This is a genomic window from Massilia niabensis (assembly GCF_042655085.1).
Classification (GTDB): Bacteria; Pseudomonadota; Gammaproteobacteria; order Burkholderiales; family Burkholderiaceae_D; genus Telluria; species Telluria niabensis.
This window is the reverse complement of sequence record NZ_JBHSMU010000004.1, coordinates 265,363-287,716: the sequence shown is the minus strand read 5'-3', so window position 1 is coordinate 287,716 and position 22,354 is coordinate 265,363. Positions and strand designations below refer to the sequence as shown.

At 64.2% G+C, this 22,354-nt stretch carries 18 protein-coding genes, 3 tRNA genes and 1 pseudogene; 11 read left to right on the top strand and 11 right to left on the bottom strand.

What is annotated here, in order from left to right; translation table 11 throughout:
- Positions 1-33 precede the first annotated feature (33 nt).
- Positions 34-1,047: a type VI secretion system protein TssA gene (gene tssA, locus ACFPN5_RS03950; RefSeq protein ID WP_379780319.1), complete on the top strand. Its 1,014-nt coding sequence runs from the start codon at positions 34-36 to the stop codon at positions 1,045-1,047.
- A 60-nt stretch (positions 1,048-1,107) separates the two neighbouring features.
- Here the strand turns inward: tssA and phaP are convergent, their stop codons facing one another.
- The 4 genes from phaP to ACFPN5_RS03930 form a co-directional block, all read right to left on the bottom strand.
- The gene (gene phaP / locus ACFPN5_RS03945) at positions 1,108-1,677 is read right to left on the bottom strand and encodes a TIGR01841 family phasin (protein ID WP_379780317.1); all 570 of its coding nucleotides are present in this window, start codon (positions 1,675-1,677) and stop codon (positions 1,108-1,110) included.
- 229 nt (positions 1,678-1,906) lie between these two features.
- Positions 1,907-1,991: transfer RNA gene (locus tag ACFPN5_RS03940), tRNA-Leu, on the bottom strand.
- A gap of 60 nt (positions 1,992-2,051) precedes the next feature.
- A tRNA-Leu gene (locus tag ACFPN5_RS03935) sits at positions 2,052-2,136 on the bottom strand.
- A gap of 60 nt (positions 2,137-2,196) precedes the next feature.
- A tRNA-Leu gene (locus ACFPN5_RS03930) sits at positions 2,197-2,281 on the bottom strand.
- A gap of 325 nt (positions 2,282-2,606) precedes the next feature.
- Between ACFPN5_RS03930 and rnr the strand changes: the two are divergent.
- The 4 genes and pseudogenes from rnr to ACFPN5_RS03910 form a co-directional block, all read left to right on the top strand.
- Positions 2,607-4,824: pseudogene (gene rnr / locus ACFPN5_RS03925) on the top strand (ribonuclease R); the annotation flags it as partial.
- 1,027 nt (positions 4,825-5,851) lie between these two features.
- Entirely contained in the window at positions 5,852-6,592 is a 741-nt protein-coding gene (gene rlmB, locus ACFPN5_RS03920; RefSeq protein ID WP_379780315.1) for a 23S rRNA (guanosine(2251)-2'-O)-methyltransferase RlmB, read from the top strand.
- Positions 6,593-6,790: 198 nt separating this feature from the next.
- Complete coding sequence (cysE, locus tag ACFPN5_RS03915; RefSeq protein WP_379780313.1) at positions 6,791-7,528, top strand: serine O-acetyltransferase; 738 nt, start codon at positions 6,791-6,793, stop codon at positions 7,526-7,528.
- A gap of 8 nt (positions 7,529-7,536) precedes the next feature.
- Positions 7,537-8,238, top strand: a complete 702-nt coding sequence (locus ACFPN5_RS03910; RefSeq protein ID WP_379780310.1) for a YceH family protein — start codon at positions 7,537-7,539, stop codon at positions 8,236-8,238.
- Here ACFPN5_RS03910 and ACFPN5_RS03905 read toward each other — a convergent pair.
- The 4 genes from ACFPN5_RS03905 to ACFPN5_RS03890 are packed head-to-tail and all read right to left on the bottom strand — an operon-like array spanning position 8,198 to position 11,194.
- Positions 8,198-8,968, bottom strand: coding sequence for a hypothetical protein (locus ACFPN5_RS03905; protein WP_379780920.1), 771 nt, complete (start codon positions 8,966-8,968; stop codon positions 8,198-8,200). The genes ACFPN5_RS03910 and ACFPN5_RS03905 overlap by 41 nt on opposite strands.
- Before the next feature lie 2 nt (positions 8,969-8,970).
- Positions 8,971-9,960, bottom strand: coding sequence for a hypothetical protein (locus tag ACFPN5_RS03900; protein ID WP_379780308.1), 990 nt, complete (start codon positions 9,958-9,960; stop codon positions 8,971-8,973).
- Positions 9,957-10,829, bottom strand: coding sequence for an ABC transporter ATP-binding protein (locus ACFPN5_RS03895; RefSeq protein WP_379780306.1), 873 nt, complete (start codon positions 10,827-10,829; stop codon positions 9,957-9,959). The genes ACFPN5_RS03900 and ACFPN5_RS03895 overlap by 4 nt, the downstream gene beginning before the upstream one ends.
- Positions 10,826-11,194 (bottom strand): GntR family transcriptional regulator, encoded by a 369-nt coding sequence (locus ACFPN5_RS03890; protein WP_379780304.1) that lies wholly within the window; start codon positions 11,192-11,194, stop codon positions 10,826-10,828. Before ACFPN5_RS03890 ends, ACFPN5_RS03895 begins: the two co-directional genes overlap by 4 nt.
- 449 nt (positions 11,195-11,643) lie before the next feature.
- Between ACFPN5_RS03890 and ACFPN5_RS03885 the strand changes: the two genes are divergently transcribed.
- The gene (locus ACFPN5_RS03885; protein ID WP_379780302.1) at positions 11,644-13,872 is read left to right on the top strand and encodes an NHL repeat-containing protein; all 2,229 of its coding nucleotides are present in this window, start codon (positions 11,644-11,646) and stop codon (positions 13,870-13,872) included.
- A 139-nt stretch (positions 13,873-14,011) separates the two neighbouring features.
- Here ACFPN5_RS03885 and ACFPN5_RS03880 read toward each other — a convergent pair whose 3' ends face one another.
- The 3 genes from ACFPN5_RS03880 to ACFPN5_RS03870 are packed head-to-tail and all read right to left on the bottom strand — an operon-like array spanning position 14,012 to position 15,989.
- Positions 14,012-14,788, bottom strand: coding sequence for a UDP-2,3-diacylglucosamine diphosphatase (locus ACFPN5_RS03880; protein WP_379780300.1), 777 nt, complete (start codon positions 14,786-14,788; stop codon positions 14,012-14,014).
- Between the two features lie 55 nt (positions 14,789-14,843).
- Entirely contained in the window at positions 14,844-15,338 is a 495-nt protein-coding gene (locus ACFPN5_RS03875; protein WP_379780297.1) for a peptidylprolyl isomerase, read from the bottom strand.
- 39 nt (positions 15,339-15,377) lie between these two features.
- Complete coding sequence (locus ACFPN5_RS03870; protein ID WP_379780295.1) at positions 15,378-15,989, bottom strand: peptidylprolyl isomerase; 612 nt, start codon at positions 15,987-15,989, stop codon at positions 15,378-15,380.
- A gap of 260 nt (positions 15,990-16,249) precedes the next feature.
- Here ACFPN5_RS03870 and cysS point away from each other — a divergent pair, with 260 nt between their 5' ends.
- The 5 genes from cysS to ACFPN5_RS03845 all read left to right on the top strand — a co-directional run bounded on the left by cysS (position 16,250) and on the right by ACFPN5_RS03845 (position 22,300).
- Positions 16,250-17,656 carry a cysteine--tRNA ligase gene (cysS, locus tag ACFPN5_RS03865; RefSeq protein WP_379780293.1) on the top strand — a complete coding sequence of 469 codons (1,407 nt, stop codon included), beginning with the start codon at positions 16,250-16,252 and terminating at the stop codon, positions 17,654-17,656.
- On the top strand, positions 17,656-18,327 hold the full coding sequence (locus ACFPN5_RS03860; RefSeq protein ID WP_379780291.1) for a DNA-3-methyladenine glycosylase family protein: 672 nt from the start codon (positions 17,656-17,658) through the stop codon (positions 18,325-18,327). The genes cysS and ACFPN5_RS03860 overlap by 1 nt, the downstream gene beginning before the upstream one ends.
- A gap of 68 nt (positions 18,328-18,395) precedes the next feature.
- Complete coding sequence (locus ACFPN5_RS03855) at positions 18,396-19,373, top strand: acetyl-CoA carboxylase carboxyltransferase subunit alpha (protein WP_379780288.1); 978 nt, start codon at positions 18,396-18,398, stop codon at positions 19,371-19,373.
- Between the two features lie 124 nt (positions 19,374-19,497).
- The gene (gene tilS, locus ACFPN5_RS03850; RefSeq protein ID WP_379780285.1) at positions 19,498-20,907 is read left to right on the top strand and encodes a tRNA lysidine(34) synthetase TilS; all 1,410 of its coding nucleotides are present in this window, start codon (positions 19,498-19,500) and stop codon (positions 20,905-20,907) included.
- Between the two features lie 145 nt (positions 20,908-21,052).
- Positions 21,053-22,300, top strand: coding sequence for an aspartate kinase (locus ACFPN5_RS03845; RefSeq protein ID WP_379780283.1), 1,248 nt, complete (start codon positions 21,053-21,055; stop codon positions 22,298-22,300).
- Positions 22,301-22,354 lie beyond the last annotated feature (54 nt).

Below are 22,354 nucleotides of genomic sequence, written 5' to 3'. Positions count from 1 at the left end.
GCACCCTAATTGACACAATCGAGGAGAGGCGCCATGTTCAACGTCGAGCAGTTACTGAGACCGGTCAGCGAGGCCGCGCCCTGCGGCGAGGATCTTGCGTTCTCCCCCGAGCTGGACGCGATCGCCCAGGCGCGCAAGGCGGATGACCCGTCCATCGAGCAGGGCGCCTGGGTCACCACGCTCAAGGAAGCGGACTGGAAGTTCGTCACCAAGCGTTGCGCGCTGCTGTTGGAGACGCGCAGCAAGGACCTGCAACTGGCCGTGTGGCTGGCCGAAGCGAGCGCGAAGACGGCCGGCCTGCGCGGCCTGGGGGACGCGCTGCTGGTGACAGCAAGCCTGTGCGAGCGCTACTGGGATGGCCTGTATCCTCTGCCCGACGAAGGCGGCTTCGAGCAGCGCATCGGCAACCTGGCCTGGATCGCGGCGCGCGCGCCGCAACTGGTGATGGAATGTCCGGTCACCGAAGGCACGGCTTTTTCGATGCGCGACATCGAAGCGGCGCGCGCCAGCGGCGCCGGCAAGATCGCCGAGGTGGAGGCGGCGCGCGGCCGCACCTCGAAAGCCTGGCAGCAGGCCTTGCTGGACGACTGCACGGCCTGCCTTGCGGCGCTCGATGGACTGGAAGGGGCGGTCGACGCCCGGCTCGGCGTGGATGGCCCGAGTTTCTCGAGCGCGCGCACGGCGCTGCAGAACCTGGCGCACTTCGTCACGCCGGCCGCGGCAGCGGCTGGCCCGGCGCCTGTAGCGGGAGCGGCGGTTGCGGCGCCAGGTCAGCCGCAGCCGCTGCCGGCGGCAGCAAGCCAGGGCCAGCAGGTCTTCGCCGGCCCGATCCAGACGCGCGCCCAGGCGCTCGGCCAGCTGCGCGCGGTGGCCGATTTTTTCCGCCACACCGAGCCGCACAGCCCGGTCGCCTACCTGGCCGACAAGGCGGCAAGCTGGGGCGAGCAGCCGCTGCACCTCTGGCTCAGGGCGGTCGTCAAGGATGCCGGTGCGCTGGCACATGTGGAGGAACTGCTGGGGATCGAGAAGGAGGAGCCTGCAGGGTGAAAGAGCAAGGGCGGCCGAAGCCGCCCTTGTGTTTTACTGAGTGGACTTTACTGCGAGCCCTTATTCGGCCGGCTTGTCGTCGCCCGGAGGCTTGGCCGCGCCGGGAGTGACGAGCGAGGAAGCCTTGGCGATCTGCTCCTCGACGTTCTGCACGGCCTGGCGGGTGGCCTGGGTCACCTGTTCATAGCCCTTGAACGCGTTGTCGATCGCCGCCTTGATGATCTCGACCGCGTTTTCCGAACCCGGCTTGACGTTCTGCGTCACGTCGTAGATCAGCGCCGACAGCGTGCTCTTGGCCTCGGCCACATGGACGTCCGCGGCGCGGCGGAACTCGTTTTGCATCTCTTCGATAATGACCTTCATCTGGTCGCGGTACTCGACGCTGCCGGACATGTCCGGCTTCATGCGCGCCGAGAGCGCGTCGAAAGCGGCGCGGGCGTCCTGCGCCTGGGTCACGTCGCGGCTGGCCGCGAGTGTCTTGTCCATCGTGCTGCGGGCGGTGGCCATGTTGAGCGCCATCACCTGTTCGAGACCCTTGACCGTCTTGTTGGCGAGCATGTCAAAGGTCTGCATTTGCAGGTCGAACAGGGTTTTGGTAGCGGATGCGAATTGTTCCGGACTCGTGAACATCAATGTCTCCTCGGTTTTCTGACCAGATTTCTGCTCAGTTGTGTCAATAACTGCGATGGACGACTTGCGGGCTAACCGTCCTATTATTTAGCAACGATGAGCTTTTCGCAACGACTGTCTTGGAGAGGAGATCGAGGAGGGCGCCGAGGCCGGACGCACCAACGCAAAACGCCGCAATCCTTTTGCAAAGATTGCGGCGTTTTGCGCCAGCTAACTACTGGAAAGCTTTTGGTGCCCACGGAGGGACTCGAACCCCCACACCTTGCGGCACACGGACCTGAACCGTGCGCGTCTACCAATTCCGCCACGTGGGCACTGCGACTACGAATTACAAACATCGGTACAACGAACTGCTGCGGATAACCATCCGGTAGTGGTGCCCACGGAGGGACTCGAACCCCCACACCTTGCGGCACACGGACCTGAACCGTGCGCGTCTACCAATTCCGCCACGTGGGCATTTGGTGCTGCTTGCTGCTATTACGATACTGCTGCTTCAGCGGATGTAAAGCCAGTAGATGGTGCCCACGGAGGGACTCGAACCCCCACACCTTGCGGCACACGGACCTGAACCGTGCGCGTCTACCAATTCCGCCACGTGGGCACTGTTACTGCTAACGACTGAAGCTGATACAATATCAGGCTTTGCTGTTTTTCGCTAGATCAACTTTCGCTGCGCCGGCTTCAAACTTCCTGAATCGTTACCGCTTTTTCTTTCGCTCCAACATGCTGTCGTTGCGAAAGAGCCGAGATTATAGCGGAACGATTACAAAAGTCAAAGACCCTCCCTCAGCAGGCAGCGGCGCTCCGTTTGGCACGCTCCGTTAGGCGAATATCCCTGTCCTCCGTTACACTACGCCTGTCAAGGTGTCAATCTAACCACGGTGCCGGTCGGTCCGGCGCCCCTCGAGAAGAATCAAGAAAACGATTTGAAGCAACCTACTCATACCATTCCTAGCCGCGAGGAAATCCTCGGTGTTTTCCGTGATGCCGGCACGCCGCTCGATGCAGCCACGCTCGCACGTGCCCTCCGGGTCAAACCAGCCGCCCAGGAAGTCCTGGGCCGCCGCCTGAATGCAATGGAACGCGACGGCCAGTTGCGCGCCAATGGCGACGGGGTGTATGCGCTCGCCAATGGCTCCGATTTCGTGGCCGGCAAGGTCGCCGCGCACCGCGACGGTTTCGGCTTCGTCATACCAGACGAGCCGGGCGCCGACCTGTTCCTGAACGACAAAGAAATGCAGAAGGTCCTGCACGGCGACCGCGTCCTGGCACGCGTCACCGGCACCGACCGCCGCGGCCGTCCGGAAGGCACGATCGTCGAAGTGGTCGAGCGCGCCAACACGCACATCATCGGGCGCCTGCTCAATGAAGGCGGTGTCTGGATCGTCTCGCCCGAAGACCAGCGCATGAACCAGGACATCCTGGTTGCAGGTTCCCCTGGCAAGGCCAAGTCGGGCCAGGTGGTCAGTGTCGAACTGATCGAGCAGCCGGCGCGCTTCCAGCAGCCGACCGGGCGCATCGTCGAAGTACTCGGCGAACTCGACGACCCAGGCATGGAAATCGAAATCGCCGTACGCAAGTTCGGCGTGCCGCACGTGTTCTCGCCGAACGCGCTCAAGCAGGCCAACAAGCTGCCGAACGAAGTGGTGGCAAGCGACCTGGCCGACCGTGTCGACCTGCGCGACGTGCCCCTGGTGACCATCGATGGCGAAGACGCGCGCGACTTCGACGATGCCGTGTATTGCGAACCGCTGAAGCTTGGAGCTGACACCGGCTTCCGCCTGCTCGTCGCCATTGCCGACGTCAGCCATTACGTCAAGCCGGGCGACGGGCTCGATGTCGACGCCATCGAGCGCAGCACCTCGGTGTATTTCCCGCGCCGCGTGATCCCGATGCTGCCCGAGAAGCTGTCGAATGGCCTGTGTTCGCTGAACCCGGCCGTGGACCGCCTCAGCCTCGTGTGCGACATGGTTGTCTCGAGCGACGGCGAAGTCCAGGCCTACCAGTTCTATCCGGCCGTGATCCACTCGGCCGCGCGCCTGACCTATAACCAGGTCGCGGACATCCTGGCTGACCCGCAGGGCGAGGAAGCAGGGCGCCGCCCGGCCATCGTGCCGCACCTGCAAAACCTGAACGGCGTGTTCCAGGCGCTGCTCGGCGCGCGCCAGGTGCGTGGTGCGATCGACTTCGAAACCACCGAAACCTATATCGTCTGCAATGCGATGGGCAAGATCGAAAAGATCATCCCGCGCACCCGCAACGATGCGCACCGCCTGATCGAGGAATGCATGCTGGCCGCGAACGTCTGCGCCGCCGACCTCCTGATCCGCCACAAGCACCCGGGCACCTTCCGCATCCACGCCACGCCGACCGAGGAAAAGCTGAACCAGCTGCGTACCTTCCTCAAGATGACGGGCCTGAACCTCGGCGGCGGCCTGAAGCCGACCGCCGGCGACTATGCCGCCCTGATGCGCGAAATCAAGGAGCGTCCGGATGCGTCCCTGCTGCAGACCATGCTGCTGCGCTCGATGCAGCAGGCCGTCTACAGCCCGGACAACGTCGGCCACTTCGGCCTGGCCTACGAGGCCTATGCCCACTTCACCAGCCCGATCCGCCGCTACCCCGACCTGCTCACGCACCGTGCGATCAAGGCTGTCCTGCAGGGCAGGAAGTACGAGCCGAAAGGCATCGACCTCTCCAAGCTGAACACCACCGTCTCGAACGCCGCCCGCAAGCAGGCCGCGAAAGACAAGGCGGAAGGCACGGCCAAGAACGAGAAGGACCTGACGATCTGGGATGCCCTGGGCGTGCACTGCTCGGCCAACGAGCGCCGCGCCGACGAAGCCTCGCGCGACGTCGAGAACTGGCTCAAGTGCTTCTTCATGCAGGATAAACTCGGCGAATCGTTCACCGGCACCGTCGCCGGCGTGACGACCTTCGGCATCTTCGTGCAGCTCGACGAGCTGTACGTCGAAGGCCTGGTCCACGTCACCGGCCTGGGCCAGGACTATTTCCAGTACGACGAAGCGCGCCACCAGCTGCGCGGCGAGCGTACCGGCAAGACCTTCGGCCTGACCGACCGCGTGGTCGTGCAGGTAGCCAAGGTCGACCTCGAAGCACGCAAGATCGACCTCGTGCTGGCTGAGGAGAGCAGTCTTGAGCCGGCGCAGCCGGGCGAAGAGCAGCCGCAGGCCCGCCAGGGTGGCCGCGGCGGCGAGAACGGCAAACCGGGCCGCTCGCGCGATGCGAAAGGTGGCCCCCAAACCGGCGCGCCTGCGCAACGCCAGGTAGCGGCTGCGCCTGCCGAGGAAGAGAAGGGCGGCCGTTCGAAACGTTCGCGCCGTTCCCGCAAGGACCGCGCAGCGGCAGCGCAGGCACGCGAGCAGGGCAACACTGTGCAGGTCGCGGCGCCGCAATTCGACGCCAGCATCGAACCGGACAGCTCGGAAAATGCACGCCGTGCGCGTCAGTCCGCGAACGCCAAGGCGGCCAATCAGGCGCGCCAGCAGGCCGCTGCGGCGGCTGAGGCAGCGGAGGCAGCCGTCGAGGTGCCGGCGGCGGTCCCGCAGGCAGTCGCAGCGGACACGGCCGCGCCGGCCGCGAAACGCCGCAAGAAGGACAAGGCGGTTCCGGAAGCGCCGGTTCAGCAGCCTGCCCGTGCCGTAAGCGCCGCGCCGGCGCCGGTTGAGCAGCCTTCCGTCGTGGCTGCGCCAGCGAGCGACGCCGAGGCGCCGAAGACGAAGCGTCCGGCCCGCGCGAAGAAAGCCGCAGCGGCAGAGCCTTCGGTTCAACCGGAGGCGGTTGCCGAAGCGCCGGTGGCTGAAGCGCCGGTCGCCGCAAAACGCGCACGCCGCCCGAAAGCGGCCGAGCCGGCAGCGGTTGAGGCGCCGGCAGTCGAGGTCGAGGCCCCGGCCAAGCCGCGCCGCAGCCGCGCCGTCAAGGCCGACGCTGTGCCCGTCGAGAGCACTGCCACGCCCACACCGGCTGCAAAGAAGAGCGTCGCCAAGAAGCCGGTAGGCGCGAAGCCAGCAGCCGTGGAGCCAGCAGCCACGCAGCCGGCAGCTAAAAAGCCGGCAGCGAAGAAGCCAGCAGCCGAGAAGCCTGCCACCAAGGCGGCCAGCACCACCTCCAAAACCAGCAGCAAAAAAGCAAAGTAAGAGAAAAGTAACGCATGAAGAATAAAATGATTTTCGGTTTCCACGCGGTGACTTCGCGTCTGCGCCATGAGGCGCAGTCGGTCGAGGAAATCTTCGTCGATGCCGAGCGTAACGACGGCCGCATGAAGGACCTGGTCGCCAATGCAAAGGCGGCCGGCGTGCGCGTCATGCCGGTCGAGGCCGCGCGTCTCGACAAGATCGTCGGCACCCGCCGCCACCAGGGCGTGATCGCCTTTGCCAGCCAGCTGGCGCTGGCGCGCAACCTCGACGAGCTGCTCGACGCCATCGAGGGCCCGCCGCTGCTGCTGATCCTCGACGGCATCACCGACCCGCACAACCTGGGCGCCTGCCTGCGCGTGGCCGACGGCGTCGGCGCGCACGCGGTCATCGTGCCGAAAGACCGTGCGGTCGGCCTGAACGCCACGGCGGCGAAAGTCGCCAGCGGCGCCGCCGAAACCGTGCCTTACATCACCGTCACCAACCTGGCGCGCACCATGCGCGAACTGAAAGACCGGGGCATCTGGCTGATCGGTACCTCCGACGACGCCGAAAAGGGCCTCTACGAAGCCGACTTCACCGGCCCGACGGCGCTGGTGATGGGTTCCGAGGGTGAAGGCATGCGCCGCCTGACCCGCGAAACCTGCGACCTTCTGGTGAACATTCCGATGTTCGGCTCGGTCGAGAGCCTGAACGTGTCGGTTGCCTCGGGCGTGTGCCTGTACGAAGCGCGCCGCCAGCGCGGGATCCAGGCGTAAGCAGCCTGAACCGACAGCTTGAATGGGCCGTCCGGTGATTCCGGGCGGCCCATTTTTCATTGGGCTTTCAGCACCGTGCGCCATGAAGACAGGGGCGGTAACATGGGAGTATCGATCAACCGACTGAAAATTGCCCTCTCCCAAGCAGCCGCCCCTTGGATAAGCTACCATTGCCGCTGTTTTCCTTCTGTACTTATTATGTTTTCCTCGTTGCGCGAAGATATCAACAGCATCATCGAACGCGACCCGGCCGCTCGTAACGGCTGGGAAGTGCTCACCTGCTATCCCGGCCTACACGCGATCGTCATGCACCGCTGGGCGCATGCGTGCTGGCGCCTGAACCTGAAGTGGCTCGGCCGCTTCCTCTCCTACCTTGCGCGCGTGATCACCGGCATCGAAATCCACCCCGGCGCGACCATCGGCCGCCGCGTCTTCATCGACCACGGCTTCGGCGTCGTGATCGGCGAAACGGCGGTCGTCGGCGACGACTGCACGATCTACCAGGGCGTGACCCTGGGCGGCACCACGCTGGTGGCCGGCACCAAGCGCCACCCGACGCTCGAGCGCGGCGTGATCGTCGGCGCCGGCGCCCAGGTGCTGGGCGCGTTCACGGTCGGCGAATTCGCCAAGGTCGGCTCGAACGCCGTCGTGGTGAAACCGGTGCCGGCCGGCGCCACCGCGGTCGGCAACCCCGCCCACATCATCCTCAAGGAAGACCAGTCGCGCAGTGCCCGCCTGTTTGCCGCCTATGGCGTGGTGCCGAACGGCGACGACCCGCTCTCGAAAGCCCTGCGCGGCCTGATCGACCACGTGGCGCGCCAGGACGAGCAACTGGAACGCCTGACCGCCACCATCAAGGCCGCCGGCATCGCCTGCCCGAACGTGCTCGAGGGTGATAAACTCGATTCGGCCGAACTGAACCGGCTGGTTGACTGAGGAATCCAATGACTGATGAAGTAACTGGCGGCGCAACTGCTGCCGCGACGTCCACCGTAACTGTGCTCGATCCCTTCGAGATCCGCGTGCTGGCCGTGCTGGCCGAAAAGGAAGCGCTCACGCCTGACAACTACCCGATGTCGCTGAACGCGATCGTCAACGGCTGCAACCAGCTCTCCAGCCGCGATCCGGTGATGCAATTATCGGAAGAAACGGTGCAGGACACCCTGCAGCGCCTGATCGAGCGCCGCCTGGTCAGTGGCGTCAGCGCCGCCGGCGCGCGCGTGACGAAATACGAGCACCGGATGCGCATCAAGTGGACGCTGGAGCAGGACAAGGTAGCCGTGCTCACCGTGCTGATGCTGCGCGGCCTGCAGACGGCCGGCGAAATCCGCACCCGCAGCGGCCGCCTGCACGAATTCAGGTCGGTGGCGGATGTCGAGGCGGCGTTGCAGTTCCTGGTCGACAAATACCCGCCGCTGGTGGCGCGCCTGGAACGGGCCCCTGGCACCAAGGAACCACGTTACGGCCAGCTGCTGGGAGGCGAGATTTCGGTCGCGCGCGACGACTCGGCCTTTGGCGCCTCCGTACCTTCCAGTTCCGCCCCCGGCAGCCGCGTTGGCCAGCTGGAAGCGGAAGTCGCCGCCCTGCGCGGCGAGCTGAACGACCTCAAGGCGCAGTTCGAGGCGTTCCGCCAGCAGTTCCAGTAGGCGCGGCGAAGGTCAGTTCGACCAGCGCATCGTCGCTCCAGCTCGGTTCGTTCAGTGCGATGCTGAAGGACTGCTTCCCCGTCTTGAGCGCCGCGCTGCGATTGCCTTCGCTCAGGATTGCGGACACGACCGGCAGCTCGGTCCTGAAGTCGATGGTGTACGCATATTCGTTGAAGAAGCCGCACCAGTCGCGCGTCCTCAGGAGGCCATTCAGGGTGGCGACCAGGAGCAGGGGCGCCTCTTCCTTGGCAATGGTAATCATCACCTTGCATTCGAGCCGCAGGTCGCCCAGGCGCCGCACGTTGTCCGGCAGGCCGGGGGTGCGCACGTCCGGCATGACCTGGTAGAAATGGCGCCTCTGGTTCAGCACCAGTTCCCCCTCGGCCGCCAGTGCCGCCTCGCTGCGCGGCACCGTGAAGCGGTTGCGGGCATCGATCGCGAGCGGCAGCATGAAACCGCGCTCGCCCTCGATGCTTGCCTTCGGCTGCTCCGGCAGGCCGACGCCCTCGCGCGGCGCGACCCGGAAGCGCAGCTCGGGTACGCCGGGCGCCAGCGCGCGGTGCTTGTCGAAAGTGTCGAGCCCAGCCAGGATCGCCTTGTACTTGTGTATCTCCGGATTCCGGATCGCGCTGACGTGGACCGTGTCCGGCTCGTCTTTTCCCGGCACCGCTGCCGCCGGGTTGGACAAGAGCAGGGCGCCCAGGCTCAGTGCAAGCCTCACGCGCCCCATCATCAACCCTCGTCGCGCCAGCGGCGCAGGCGGATGGCGCCGGCGATCATCGCCACCCCGGCCACCACCCCGGCCCACAGCTCGGGCTTGGCCAGTGTCGACCACGAATACGTGAGCATCGGCAGCAGGGGGACGCCATTGGCGCCCGGCTGCGGCAGGGCGGAGCCGGCCTCCATGAACCAGGTGCCTGGCACCAGGCCGAGCAGGATCGCCTCGAGCACGTTGTTGATGATCCAGTCGGCGTTGATCGTCACGCCGCCGGTCATGCCCAGCAGGTAGTCGAGCCACTTCAGGAGCACGGCGGCCATCAGCGGCACGCCGACCGCCCACAGGAACACCTTCGACTTCGCCCAGCTCGACACCAGCAGCAGCCAGCCGGCCGTCGGCAGCGCCCACAGGATGTAGACCGGCAGCATGGCCACCAGGTAGAGCGGCGCCAGGTAGAAGTTCACATTGGTGAGCACAGGGCCAAACAGGCTGATCCCGAGCTGGCTTGCGCCCAGGGCCCCGAGGAACCATATCGCCAGCGCCGCGGCGGTGGCCATGCCGATCGTGATCAGGGGCGCCACCACCAGCACCGTCACCAGCTTCGACAGCACGGTGTCGGTGTCGGAGATCGGCAGCGATTTCCAGAACAGGATGCTGCGGTCGCGCCGGTCGTCGTAGAGCGCGGCCAGGCAGTAGAAGAAGGCCACCACCGGCAGCACGACGAAGATCGGCGCGCCCACAGCGATATAGTTGTTGGCGGCGACATTCGCCACCTCGGCACGCTTCTCGGCCGTCAGGGCTTTGGCCAAGGACGTGTTGTGCACTTCCTCGCCGTCTACCTGGATGCTGATGCTGTCGCCGCCCATCTTGCCGCTGGCGACCCCATACCCGAGCACGCCGCCGACGAGCACGACCATGATCAGGGCTGCGATCAGCGGCGCCCAGACAAACCCGCCCTTGTGCTCCCAGAATTCCCGGCGGAGCAGCCATTTCATCGTATTCATGCGTAGGTTCCTTTCATGGTTGCCACGAACAGGTCGGCAACGCTTGGATTGCGGGTTTCGCCGAGTGCCGAGAGCTGGGCGCGCGAGACGCCGCCGGCGCGTGCCGAGTCGAACAGCATCACCGACTTGCCGAACACGGTGCGCTGGTCGAGCGGCTGCAGGGCGTTGGCGGCGGTGACCTTGTCGGCCGCGACCATGACTTCCACATAGCGCTCGCCCACTTCGTCCATCGAGGCGGCCAGCACGATGCGCCCGTCGCGGATGAACAGCAGGTCGGTCAGGATGTGCTCGACTTCCTCGACCTGGTGCGTCGTGATGATGATGGTCTTGTTTTCGTCAAAATAGTCTTCCAGCAGGTTCTGGTAGAACTGCTTGCGGTAAATGATGTCGAGCCCCAGCGTCGGCTCATCGAGCACGAGCAGCTTGGCGTCGATGGCCATCACCAGCGCCAGGTGTAGCTGGACGATCATGCCTTTCGACATTTCCTTGACCTTCATGGTCGGCGTCAGGCGGGTGTTGGCGATGTAGCGCTCGGCGCGCTGGCGGTCGAAGCGCGGGTGCACGCCGGCCACGAAATCGATCGCATCCATCACGCGCAGCCAACGCGGCAGGATGGCGACGTCGGCAATGAAGCACACGTCCTGCATCAGCGCGTCGCGCTGGGTGCGCGGGTCCAGGCCCATGACCGACAGTTCGCCGTCGAACGGGATCAGGCCCAGGGCCGCTTTCAGCGTCGTGGTCTTGCCCGAGCCATTCGGCCCGATCAGGCCGACGATGCGCCCGGCCGGGATCTCGAAGTCGATGCCGTCGACCGCGACCCGTTTGCCATAGCGCTTGGTCAGGCCGCGGGCGGAGATGGCGGCGCTCATGCTGCACCTCCGGCCTGCGGGCTGCGCAGCAATTGTTCGACATTCAGGCCCAGCAGGCGGATACGCTCCACCATGGCCGGCCATTCCTCGCGCAAAAAACGTTCGCGCTCGCTTGCCAGCAGTTTCTCGCTTGCTCCTTCAGTGACATACATGCCAATCCCCCTTCGTTTTTCTACTAGGTTTTCGTCGACCAGTTCCTGGTATGCCTTGGACACGGTGATCGGGTTGAGCTGGTATTCGGCGGCGATCTGCCGGACCGAGGGCAGGGCGTCGCCGGCTTTCAGGATCCCGTCGAGCATCATGTCGATGACGCGGTCCTTGAGCTGGCGGTAAATCGGTGCGTTGTCGTTCCAGCCGATGTTCATGGATAGCCCTCCTGTCGTAGCGGTGCTGCAGCATGCTCAATCATGTGTGGCTCCTGGGTGAAGTATTGCTGTGGTGTTGTAGTGAACTATAACAGCGCTACTTTTCCGGGCAGCGGGAAGGCGATGAATTGCATAAAAACGGACATGAACGGCAAAAACGCGATGCCGGAATGAAACCGCGCAGCCAAACCGAGGACCATGCGCAGGCCGACCTTACGGGCAAACACCCATTTCGTTACCGAAATAACGGGGACATGATAGGGGATTTTCCGGGCGGAAAACTAACCAACTGTTGCAGGCCGGGCACCAGAAGCGGGCTCAGCGGCAGGAGTGCGCGCCTATTTTCTTGCTTCATGTATAGTTGTCGAGAATATATTGTGCTTTTTATATTTTTAACACCTTATTTGCAGGCACAGCGCAGGTCGCGCCGTCCAGAACCCGGAGAAATAATGAATACGAAGCGAATAATCAAACCGATGGAAATCGCACTTGCTGTGGCGGTGCTCGGTCTTATGGGCGGTTGCGGTGGCGGCGGTGGCGGCGGGGACGGCGGTTCATCCGGGACGACGCCACCAACGGGCGTCACCCCACCGACCGCGATCCAGTTCGGACTGGGCGGCACCGTCACCGGACTTGCGCCGGGCACGGCCGTAACGCTTGCCAACGGCACCGAGACGGTTCAGGTCGCTAACAATGGCACCTTCACCTTCGGCACCAAACTGAATGCCGGCACGGCTTTCAACATCAAGGCCACGCCAACGGGCGGCTACACCTGCAGGGTCACGGAAGGCACGGGCACGATCGCCGCCGCCGACAGCACCAAGACGGCAGTCGCCTGCGCACCTGTGCTGCTGGCTGGCACGATCACCGCCCTGCAGGAGCCGCAAGGCGTCGCTGCCGACACCGCCGGCAACCTGTATGTCCTCGATGGCGGCCCGCATGCCATCCTGAAGATCGCCCCATCGGGCGCGGTCACCACGCTGGCCGGCGGCTCCGGCAAGCCGGGACTGGTGGACGGACAGGGCGCCGCTGCGCGCTTCCGCTTCGGTTTCGCGAGCGATGTCCTGGTCGATCCGCAGGGTAACCTGTTCGTCTCGGATGATTGCAACGGCGCGATTCGCAAGGTGACGCCGGGCGGCCTGGTAACGACGCTCGCCGGCAATGGCTCGGCGGTCTGCAACAACGTCGCTCCAGCTACGCCGTCGATCAGTGCCGACGGCACCGGTAATGCCGCCAGGTTCGAGCGTCCGCAGCGGATGGTATTCGACGGCCAGGGCGGCGTCTTCGTACTCGACGCAGCCGCGCGCGCCTCGGTGCGCCGCGTCACCGCGGCCGGTGTCGTCACCACCACGACCTATGCGACGCCGAGTGGCCTCACCGCGCCTCCTTCGTTCTACGGGATTGCCCGCGGCAACGATGGCACCCTGTATTTCTCCGACTTCGAAAGCCGCATCTGGAAAGACGTGGGCGGCACGCTGGTGCTGCACGCCGGCGGCGCGTCGGGCGTTCCGCTCGACGGCACCGGCGCCCAGGCGCGCTTCGGCGCCCTGACCGATATGGTCGTTGGAACCGACGGCAACCTGTATGTGGGCGATGCCTCCATGGTTCGCCGGGTAACGCCGGCTGGCGTCGTCACCACGCTCGCGGGCAGCATGACGCGCGGCTTCGCCGATGGCGTGGGCACTGCAGCGCGGTTCAGCTCGGTGCGTTCGATCGGCTTCGACGGCACCAATGTGATCGTCCTCGATAACGACCAGGGAGCACTGCGCCGGGTAAGCATGGACGGCACCGTTAGCACGCTCTCGGCAACGCCTGCCCTGCGCGGCCACGTCGACGGCGTTGGCGCGGCGGCACGCTTCAACTGGAGCAGCTCGCTTTCCGCCGATGCGGACGGCTCGCTGTACGTCGCTGACAGCATTGCCCACGTCGTGCGCAAGACGACGCCGGATGGCAACGTGACCACCATTGCCGGCAGGGCAGGCATCGCCGGTGTGACGGACAGTGCCGCAGGCGTGCCACTGTTTAACGAGCCGCTCTCGGTGGCGGCAGGCCGCGACGGCTCGATCTGGGTGGCTCAGACCGTTGGCCTGCGCCGTATCCTGAACGGTACGGTGACCACCGTCGATCGAGATTTGAGAGCAAACAACCTGTTCGTGGAAGCCGATGGCAATGCCGTGGTCACCAGCAACGGCCAGGTGCCGGGCAACGGCCTGGTGCAGCGCGTTACCCCGGCGGGCGCCAAAACCGAGCTGGTGAACAAGGCGAAGATCGAAGCCCTGCTCAAGACCACCGTTGCCCGCTTCGCACCGCAGTCGGTGGTGGCCGATGCCGCAGGTAACCTGTATATCTCCGATACCGGTACCGTAGCCGTCTACAAACTGACGAAAGCAGGCGAACTGAGCGTCTTTGCAGGCACGCCGCTGAAGGAAGCCGGCGATGTCGAAGGCGCAGCAGGCACGGCAACGTTGGGCTTCTATGAAGTCGAGTACATGACGATCGACGAAGCCGGCAACCTCTACCTCAGCGGCCAGGGCGGCGTGCGCAAGATCAGCCCGACCGGTGTTGTGTCGTCGCCAGCTTTCGATTGGGGCAACGCATCGATTGGTGCTGTCACGTATGCCAAGGGCAGGCTGTACGGTATGACCCGCTACGCGATCCTGCAGTCCGACACGAAGTAAGCGTCAGGCAGTAGTCGAGCAGTAACCCCGTCGGAGCATGGCGCGCAAAAGCGCCATGCTCCGACGGGGTTTTTTTATTTCAGCTGCTTGTGGCAGGGGAATGCCCTGCTGCGGAGGTGCTGCCGGAGTCCTGCCGCCGTCAGGCTGGGGCAGTGGTGCCGTCGAGGGCGTGGCGGGTGAGCTCGCCGTGCTCGTCGACGGCGATCCAGCCGCCGCGTGGCGGTTCGGCGTCCAGTTCCCAGTCGGGCAGGACATAACGATGCTTGCGCCTGTTATCGAGCAGGTGCAGGTGCAGGGCAGGGCGGTGCGTGTGGCCGTGGATCAGCACATCGACACCGGTGGCGGCAAACACGGCCTCGATCGCGCCAGGCGTGACGTCCATGATGTCGTAGGTCTTGGTGGTGTGCGCTTCGCGGCTGCCTTCGCGCAGGCCGGCGATGATCTGCTTGCGCTGCGCCAGCGGCAGCGCCAGGAATTGCGCCTGCCAGGCGCTTTGGCGCACCATTGCGCGAAATTCCATGTACTTGGTGTCGAGCGTACACTCGGCGTCGCCGTGCACGAGGGCGATGCGCCGGCCGCCAATCACTGCCACATGCGGTTCAGGCAGCAGGGTGAGCCCGGCGGCACGCGCAAAACCGTCGCCGACCAGGAAGTCGCGGTTGCCCGCCATCCAGAAAACGGCCACGCCGCAATCGGAGAGATGGCGCAGTGCCTGGATGACACGCGCGTGGAAGGGCGAATCGATGTCGTCGTCGCCGGCCCAGTATTCGAAGATGTCGCCGAGGAGGTACAGTTGTTCGGCATGCGCCGCGTGCGTCTCCAGGAAGCGGAAGAACGCGTCGGCCGTGCGCGGATGGGACTCCTGCAGGTGCAGGTCGGAAATGAAAAGCGCGAGCGTGCGCGCGGGAGTGGACATCGTGAAGGTGTTGCTGGTCGTGATGTGCTGTCGTAATGCCCCGCGCGCTGTTGGCTTATTGAATGACTTCGGCTTTTTCGATGATGATCGGCTCGACCGGCACATCCGAGTGCATGCCCGCACGCGAGGTCGCCACCTTGTTGAGTTCGTCGACGAGCTCGGTGCCTTGCGTGACCTTGCCGAACACGGCATAGCCCCAGCCGTCCTGGCCCGGGTAGTTCAGGAAGTCATTGTTCTTGGTGTTGATGAAGAACTGGGCCGATGCCGAGTGCGGCGCCGAGGTACGGGCCATGGCGACCGTGTACTTGTCGTTCTTCAGGCCGTTCTTGCCTTCGTTCTCGACGGTCGCGTCGGTGGCTTTCTGCTTCATGCCCGGCTCGAAACCGCCGCCCTGGATCATGAAGTCCTTGATCACGCGGTGGAAGATCGTGTTGGTGAAATGACCCTTGTTCACGTAATCCAGGAAGTTGGCAACGGTCTTCGGCGCCTTGTCGGCGTCGAGTTCGAGAGTGATGTTGCCCTTGTTGGTGGTCAGCAGTACGGAGGTCATGGGGTGTCCTTTTGTTTGTTGATAAATCTAGCCAGATCGTTATTTTACAAGCTTCTCGCCCTTGAGAAGGGTCGTGGACTGAATCACGATCGGCGTGACCGGCACATTCTGCATGCCGCGGATGTCGTCGACCACCACGGCGCGGATCTTGTCGACCGTTTCCTGGCCCTTCACGACGCGCCCGAACACGGTGTAGCCGTGGCCGTCCTGGCCCGGATAGTCGAGGCCGGCATTGTCGCCGACGTTGATGAAGAACTGCGAAGTGGCCGAGTTCGGGTTGTCGGTGCGCGCCATAGCGACCGTATACGGCTTGTTCGACAGGCCGTTCTTCGATTCGCTCGCGATTGCCTTGCGCACGCCAGGCTTGTCGACCAGTTTTTCCGTGTAGCCGCCGGCCTGGATCATGAAACCGTCGATCACGCGGTGGAACACGGTGCCCTTGTAGAAGCCCGACTTCACATACTGCAGGAAGTTTGCCGTGCTCTTTGGTGCGTTTTCCTGGTCGAGTTCGAGCACGATCTCGCCCATCGTCGTCTTCAGGGCGACCTGCGGATTTTCAAAAGCGAGGGCCGTGTTCGACAGGCTGAGCGCGAGCGCGGCAGCGCCGAGGGCGGCGAAGATGGAGCGGCGGGATTGTTTTTGTGGGTGCATGGAGCGTCTCCTCGGTGGACGTGGCGCAAAGCCGTGTCAAGTCTTTTGCAGAAAAATAAACCTGAGCCATATGCGGCCAGCCCGGATTTTATCAATGCTATACTTTGCGCAGAACGTCCCATTCTATCAAAGAAGAACAATACAGAGCGGCAGGCGGTCCCGACGTAAAGATTGATTCCAGGCGCGCGCCCTGCGGCGACCGTGCCAGGAATTCGTATTGCTCCGGAGCTCCGATCCTCCCTCTCGATTCATCACCACCAATGAGCCAATTAAAGATCTTTAACACGCTGGCGCGCGAAAAGCAGGTATTCGTCCCGATGGAGGCCGGCAAGGTCGGCATGTATGTCTGCGGCATGACCGTCTACGACTACTGCCACGTCGGGCACGCACGTATGATGATGGCCTTCGACGTCATCTACCGTTGGCTCATGGAATCGGGTTACGACGTCAAGTACGTGCGCAACATCACGGACATCGACGACAAGATCATCAAGCGCGCGGTCGAGAACGGCGAAACGCTGTCCTCGCTCGTCACGCGCTTTACCAAGTACATGGACGAAGACACGGCGGCGCTCGGCATCCTGCCGGCCAGTTTCGTGCCGCGCGCAACCGAACACGTGCCGGGCATGCTGTCGATCATCGAGGCGCTCGAAGCAAAAGGGCTGGCCTACAAGAGCGAGGACGGCGACGTCAATTTCGCCGTGCGCGGCTTCGAAGGCTACGGCAAGCTCTCAGGCAAGTCGCTCGACGACCTGCGCGCCGGCGAGCGCGTGGACGTGAACACCGGCAAGCGCGACCCGCTCGACTTCGTGCTGTGGAAAGCGGCCAAGGAGTCCGAGCCGGCCGAGGCGAAATGGGATTCGAAATGGGGCCGCGGCCGCCCGGGCTGGCACATCGAGTGCTCGGCCATGTCGTGCGCGCTGCTGGGCGAACACTTCGACATCCACGGCGGCGGCCAGGACCTGCAATTCCCGCACCACGAAAACGAGATCGCCCAGAGCGAAGGCGCGTTCGGCGGTCCGATGGTCAATTACTGGATCCACAATGGATTCGTGCGCGTCGATAACGAGAAGATGTCCAAGTCCCTGGGCAACTTCTTCACGATCCGCGACGTGCTCAAGAAATACGATGCCGAAGTGGTGCGCTTCTTCATCCTGCGCGCCCACTACCGCAGCCCGCTGAATTACTCCGACGTCCACATCGACGACGCCAAGGCTGCGCTGACGCGCCTGTACACGGCGCTGGCCGAACTCGACCTGGGCATCGAGGCACCGGCCGTTGACTGGGACGAAGCGCATGCCGTCCGTTTCCGCGAAGCGATGGACGACGACTTCAACACCTCGCTGGCCGTGGCCGAGCTATTCGACCTGGCAGGCGAAGTGAACCGTACGAAGTCGATCGGCACCGCGCGCCAGCTCAAGGCCCTGGCCGGCGTGCTCGGCCTGTTGCAGCGTGCGCCGCAGGATTTCCTGCAGGCAGGTCCAGCTGCGGGCGCGAGCGAGGGCGGACTGGACGAGGCCGGCATCAACGGCCTGATCGCCGAGCGCGCCGCCGCCAAGAAAGCCCGTAACTTTGCCGAGGCCGACCGCATTCGTGGCGAACTCGTTGCCGCCGGGATCATTCTGGAAGATAAACCGGACGGAACGACGAACTGGCGCCGCGCATAATGGCCGCAGAACAGGACAGCATGGGCGCAGCAGCGCCGGATATCGAGGTGCCCGCGTACTGGGCCGAAGCCAAGGAAGAGCTGATGCGGCGCGACCGCATCATGAAGCGCCTCATCCCGCAATTCGGCGACCTCTACCTGAAGGGCCACCCCGATCCGTTCACGACGCTGGCGCGCTCGATCGTCGGCCAGCAGGTCACTGCAAAGGCCGCCGACGCCGCCTGGACCAAACTCTGCCAGGCCTGTCCGAAAATGACGCCGAGTCAGGTCATCAAGCTGGGTGCCGAGCAACTCGGCGGCTGCGGCCTGTCCAAGCGCAAGACCGAATACATCCTCGACCTGGCCGACCATTTCAAGGCCAAGCGCGTGCATGCGAACCTGTGGTCCGAAATGGACGACGAGGCCGTTATTGCCGAGCTGGTCCAGATCCGCGGCATCAGCCGCTGGACCGCAGAGATGTTCCTGATCTTTAACCTGCTCAGGCCGAATGTCCTGCCGCTCGACGACCCTGGCCTGATCCAGGGTATCAGCCAGAATTATTTCTCCGGTGAACCGGTTTCGCGCAGCGATGCGCGTGAAGTGGCGGCCAACTGGGAGCCCTGGCGCACAGTTGCCACATGGTATTTATGGCGTAGTCTCGACCCAGTTGCGTCGCCGGGTACGGTAGAATAACGCCGAATTGGACACATCGCGCCACGTGGCCGCCTTGCGCCCTGGCAACAGAACAACCCGGAGGTACAATGACTAAAACAACTTTCCTCAGTTTCGAGCAGCCAATTGCCGAGCTCGATTCGAAAATCGAAGAGCTCCGCTTCGTCCAGGACGATTCGGCCGTCGATATTTCTGAAGAAATCGACCGCCTGGACAAGAAGAGCCAGCAGCTGACCAAGGACATCTACGCCAAGCTCACGCCGTGGCAGGTGTCGCAGATCGCCCGCCATCCGCAGCGCCCGTACACCATGGACTACGTGAACAATATTTTCACGGACTTCCATGAGCTGCACGGCGACCGTACCTTCGCCGACGACCAGTCGATCATTGGCGGCCTCGCGCGCTTCAACGGCCAGGCCTGCATGGTCATCGGCCACCAGAAGGGCCGCGACACGAAAGAGCGCGCGATGCGCAATTTCGGCATGCCCAAGCCCGAAGGCTACCGCAAGGCCATGCGCCTGATGAAGGTCGCCGAAAAATTCAACCTGCCGATCTTCACCTTCGTCGACACCCCGGGCGCGTTCCCCGGCATCGACGCCGAAGAGCGCGGCCAGTCGGAAGCGATCGGCCACAACCTGTACGTCATGGCCGAACTGAAAGTGCCGCTGATCGCCACCATCATTGGTGAAGGCGGCTCGGGCGGCGCGCTCGCGATTGCCGTCGGCGACGCGGTCCTGATGCTGCAATACGCCACCTATTCGGTGATTTCGCCGGAAGGCTGCGCCTCGATCCTGTGGAAGACCTCGGAGCGCGCGGCCGACGCCGCCGATGCGCTGGGCCTGACCGCGCATCGCCTGAAGGCAATGGGCGTGATCGACAAGATCATCACCGAGCCGCTCGGCGGCGCCCACCGCGACCCGAAGGGCATGGCGCAGATGCTCAAGCGCGCGCTGGCCGATACCCTGCGCCAGTTCCAGGGCATGAAAACCAAGGATTTGCTCGAAGCCCGTCACCAGAAGCTAATGTCTTACGGCAAGTTCAAGGAAATGACGCCAAGCGAAGAGTAAGTACCTCGCAGCAGGTCCCCGTCGCTGGGGCCTGCTGCCGCTGTTTCCCGCCGTCCCCGTCGCGGCCTGCTTTATGCACCTGACGCACGTCCCTAAGCCAGTCCTACCGAGTGAGTCCCATCCCGTGAGCCGCACCGAAACCGGACCAGTCCCGGCAACTTTCGCGCGCGCGCTCGATGCGCTGCGCGCCCAGTATTCTCCCTTTACGATGGCCATTGCCTGCAGCGGTGGCCTCGATTCGATGGTCCTGCTCGACCTCGCCGCAGCCTGGTGCCGCACGCATGGCATCGCCTTGCACGTCTTCCACGTCCATCACGGGCTCAGCCCGAATGCCGACGCCTGGCTGGCCCATGTCGGGCAGGCGGCAAGCGCCCTCGGCGCCGGTTTCGAGGCGCGCCGGGTCGCGGTTGCCTCATCCGGTTCCGGCGTCGAGGCGAGTGCCCGCAAGCTGCGTTACCGGGCACTGGGCGACATGTGCCGCGCGCATGGCGCGACCGTCCTCCTGACCGCCCATCACCTCGACGACCAGGCCGAAACCGTCCTGCTGCAACTGCTGCGCGGCTCGGGCCCGGCCGGTTTGTCGGGCATGGATGCGGCCAATGCCGCTCCCGAATTGCTGGGCAATCCCGCGCTCGTGATGGCGCGCCCGCTCCTGACCGTGGGCCGCGCCAAGCTGGAAGCCCATGCGCGCGGCGCGAATCTCTCCTGGGTCGAGGACGAATCGAACCTCGATGTGCGCTATGCCCGCAATGCCCTGCGCCACACGGTGATGCCGGCGCTCGCGCAGGCCTTTCCCGGTTTCCAGGAGCGTTTTGCGCGCAGCGCGGGGCATGCGCAGTCGGCGCAGCGGCTGTTGGTCGAGCTCGCGCAGGACGACCTGGCCGCCAGCCTGATGGATGGCGCCATCGATTGCGCGCGCCTGCGCGCAATGAGCCTGGATCGGGCCTACAACATGCTGCGCCACTGGTTTGCGGTCCAGGGCCTGGCGATGCCCTCGACAGCCTGGCTGACCGAAATGGTGGGGCAATTGATCGAGGCGCGGCACGACGCGCAGCTGCTGGTGACCCATCCAGCCTGCCACATCCGGCGCTACCGCGACCGGCTCCACATCACCCCGAAGCTGCCCGATCTGGCCGGCATGCGCGACCCGGACGACGAAGGCGTGATCGACAAGCCCGGTGAAAGCTTCGTCTGGCGCGGCGAGGCGCAGCTGGCGTTCCCGGCTTACGGCGGGGTATTGCGCTTCGATCCTGCCGACACCGGATTCGATGCCGCCTGGCTGCAGGGCCGGCCGCTCGTGATCGATTTCCGCAAGGGCGGCGAACGCCTCAAGCTGGCGCCGAACCGGCCCACGCGTGGCCTGAAGGCGCATTACCAGGCGGCGGACGTACCGGCCTGGGAGCGCGGGCGGCTGCCGACCATCAGCACCGGCCGCGATCTGCTCTTTGCCGCCGGCCTCGGCATGGACTGCCGCCATTTTGGCGCCGCTCCGGCCGAGCTCGTTGCGTTGCGCTGGGAATCACAGCCGGGGTAAAGTCAAATAGTTTCTATGCGAAAAACGTATTACTTTATTTTCATTTCGTATAGCTTTTCGGATTGCCTCCCTTGTGATTTTGCACTGCAACATGCTAGAGTAGGTGCTCCCTTTTGATCCTCTACAAGCTGGAAACCTTCCTGTTATGGCTTTAATTGTCCACAAATACGGTGGTACGTCGATGGGCTCGACGGACCGTATCAAGAATGTCGCGACCCGCGTCGCCAAGTGGCACGATGCGGGGCACAAGATCGTCGTGGTGCCGTCGGCCATGTCGGGCGAAACGAACCGCCTGATCGGCCTGGCGAAAGAAATCATGGCGCAGCCCGATCCGCGCGAACTGGACATGATCGCCTCGACCGGCGAGCAGGTCTCGGTTGGCCTGCTGGCGATGGCGCTGCTGGCCATCGGCAAGGACGCCGTGTCCTACACCGGCTGGCAGGTCGGCATCCGCACCGATTCCGCGTTCACCAAGGCGCGCATCCAGTCGATTGACGACACCCGTGTGCGTGCCGACCTCGACGCGGGCAAGATCGTCATCATCACCGGTTTCCAGGGCGTGGACGAGCAGGGTAACATTTCGACCCTGGGCCGCGGCGGCTCGGACACCTCGGCCGTGGCAATCGCCGCCGCGCTGAAGGCCGATGAATGCCTGATCTTCACCGACGTCGACGGCGTCTACACGACGGACCCGCGCGTCGTCGACGAAGCGCGCCGCCTGGAAAAAATCACTTTTGAAGAAATGCTGGAGCTCGCATCGCTCGGTTCGAAGGTGCTGCAAACCCGCTCGGTCGAGTTTGCCGGCAACTACCAGATGCCGACACGCGTGCTGTCGTCGCTGACCGATCCGCACATGCCATTGGAAGAAGAAGCCAACTCCGGCACCCTGATTTCGTTTGAGGAAGAAACCAACATGGAACAAGCCGTCATCTCCGGTATCGCATTCACCCGTGATGAAGCCAAGATTACCGTCATCGGCGTGCCGGACAAGCCGGGCGTGGCTTACCACATCCTGGGTCCAGTGTCGGACGCCAACATCGAAGTGGACATGATCATCCAGAACCAGTCGGTCGACGGCAAGACCGACTTCACGTTCACCGTGTCGCGCAACGATTACCAGCGCGCGATGGCCGTGCTGGAAGCGCAGCGCGAAGAGCTGGGCTATATCCGCATCGTCGGCGACGCCAAGGTCTCGAAGGTGTCGGCCGTGGGCGTCGGCATGCGCAGCCACGTCGGCGTCGCCTCGCAGATGTTCCGCACGCTGGCCGAAGAGGGCATCAACATCATGATGATCTCGACCTCCGAGATCAAGATTTCGGTCCTCATCGACGAGAAGTACATGGAGCTGGCCGTCCGCGCCCTGCACAAAGCGTTTGACTTGGAGAAAGCTTAACTTTTTCCATATTTTTGGCCGCGCCGCCTTGACCAATCGGGCACCGGCCATTAA

Bases quoted from the DNA above. Each gene is read 5' to 3' on its own strand.
- tssA (WP_379780319.1), top strand. From the start codon at position 34: ATGTTCAACGTCGAGCAGTTACTGAGACCGGTCAGCGAGGCCGCGCCC.
- phaP (WP_379780317.1), bottom strand. From the start codon at position 1,677: ATGTTCACGAGTCCGGAACAATTCGCATCCGCTACCAAAACCCTGTTC.
- rlmB (WP_379780315.1), top strand. From the start codon at position 5,852: ATGAAGAATAAAATGATTTTCGGTTTCCACGCGGTGACTTCGCGTCTG.
- cysE (WP_379780313.1), top strand. From the start codon at position 6,791: ATGTTTTCCTCGTTGCGCGAAGATATCAACAGCATCATCGAACGCGAC.
- ACFPN5_RS03910 (WP_379780310.1), top strand. From the start codon at position 7,537: ATGACTGATGAAGTAACTGGCGGCGCAACTGCTGCCGCGACGTCCACC.
- ACFPN5_RS03905 (WP_379780920.1), bottom strand. From the start codon at position 8,968: ATGGGGCGCGTGAGGCTTGCACTGAGCCTGGGCGCCCTGCTCTTGTCC.
- ACFPN5_RS03900 (WP_379780308.1), bottom strand. From the start codon at position 9,960: ATGAATACGATGAAATGGCTGCTCCGCCGGGAATTCTGGGAGCACAAG.
- ACFPN5_RS03895 (WP_379780306.1), bottom strand. From the start codon at position 10,829: ATGAGCGCCGCCATCTCCGCCCGCGGCCTGACCAAGCGCTATGGCAAA.
- ACFPN5_RS03890 (WP_379780304.1), bottom strand. From the start codon at position 11,194: ATGAACATCGGCTGGAACGACAACGCACCGATTTACCGCCAGCTCAAG.
- ACFPN5_RS03885 (WP_379780302.1), top strand. From the start codon at position 11,644: ATGAATACGAAGCGAATAATCAAACCGATGGAAATCGCACTTGCTGTG.
- ACFPN5_RS03880 (WP_379780300.1), bottom strand. From the start codon at position 14,788: ATGTCCACTCCCGCGCGCACGCTCGCGCTTTTCATTTCCGACCTGCAC.
- ACFPN5_RS03875 (WP_379780297.1), bottom strand. From the start codon at position 15,338: ATGACCTCCGTACTGCTGACCACCAACAAGGGCAACATCACTCTCGAA.
- ACFPN5_RS03870 (WP_379780295.1), bottom strand. From the start codon at position 15,989: ATGCACCCACAAAAACAATCCCGCCGCTCCATCTTCGCCGCCCTCGGC.
- cysS (WP_379780293.1), top strand. From the start codon at position 16,250: ATGAGCCAATTAAAGATCTTTAACACGCTGGCGCGCGAAAAGCAGGTA.
- ACFPN5_RS03860 (WP_379780291.1), top strand. From the start codon at position 17,656: ATGGCCGCAGAACAGGACAGCATGGGCGCAGCAGCGCCGGATATCGAG.
- ACFPN5_RS03855 (WP_379780288.1), top strand. From the start codon at position 18,396: ATGACTAAAACAACTTTCCTCAGTTTCGAGCAGCCAATTGCCGAGCTC.
- ACFPN5_RS03845 (WP_379780283.1), top strand. From the start codon at position 21,053: ATGGCTTTAATTGTCCACAAATACGGTGGTACGTCGATGGGCTCGACG.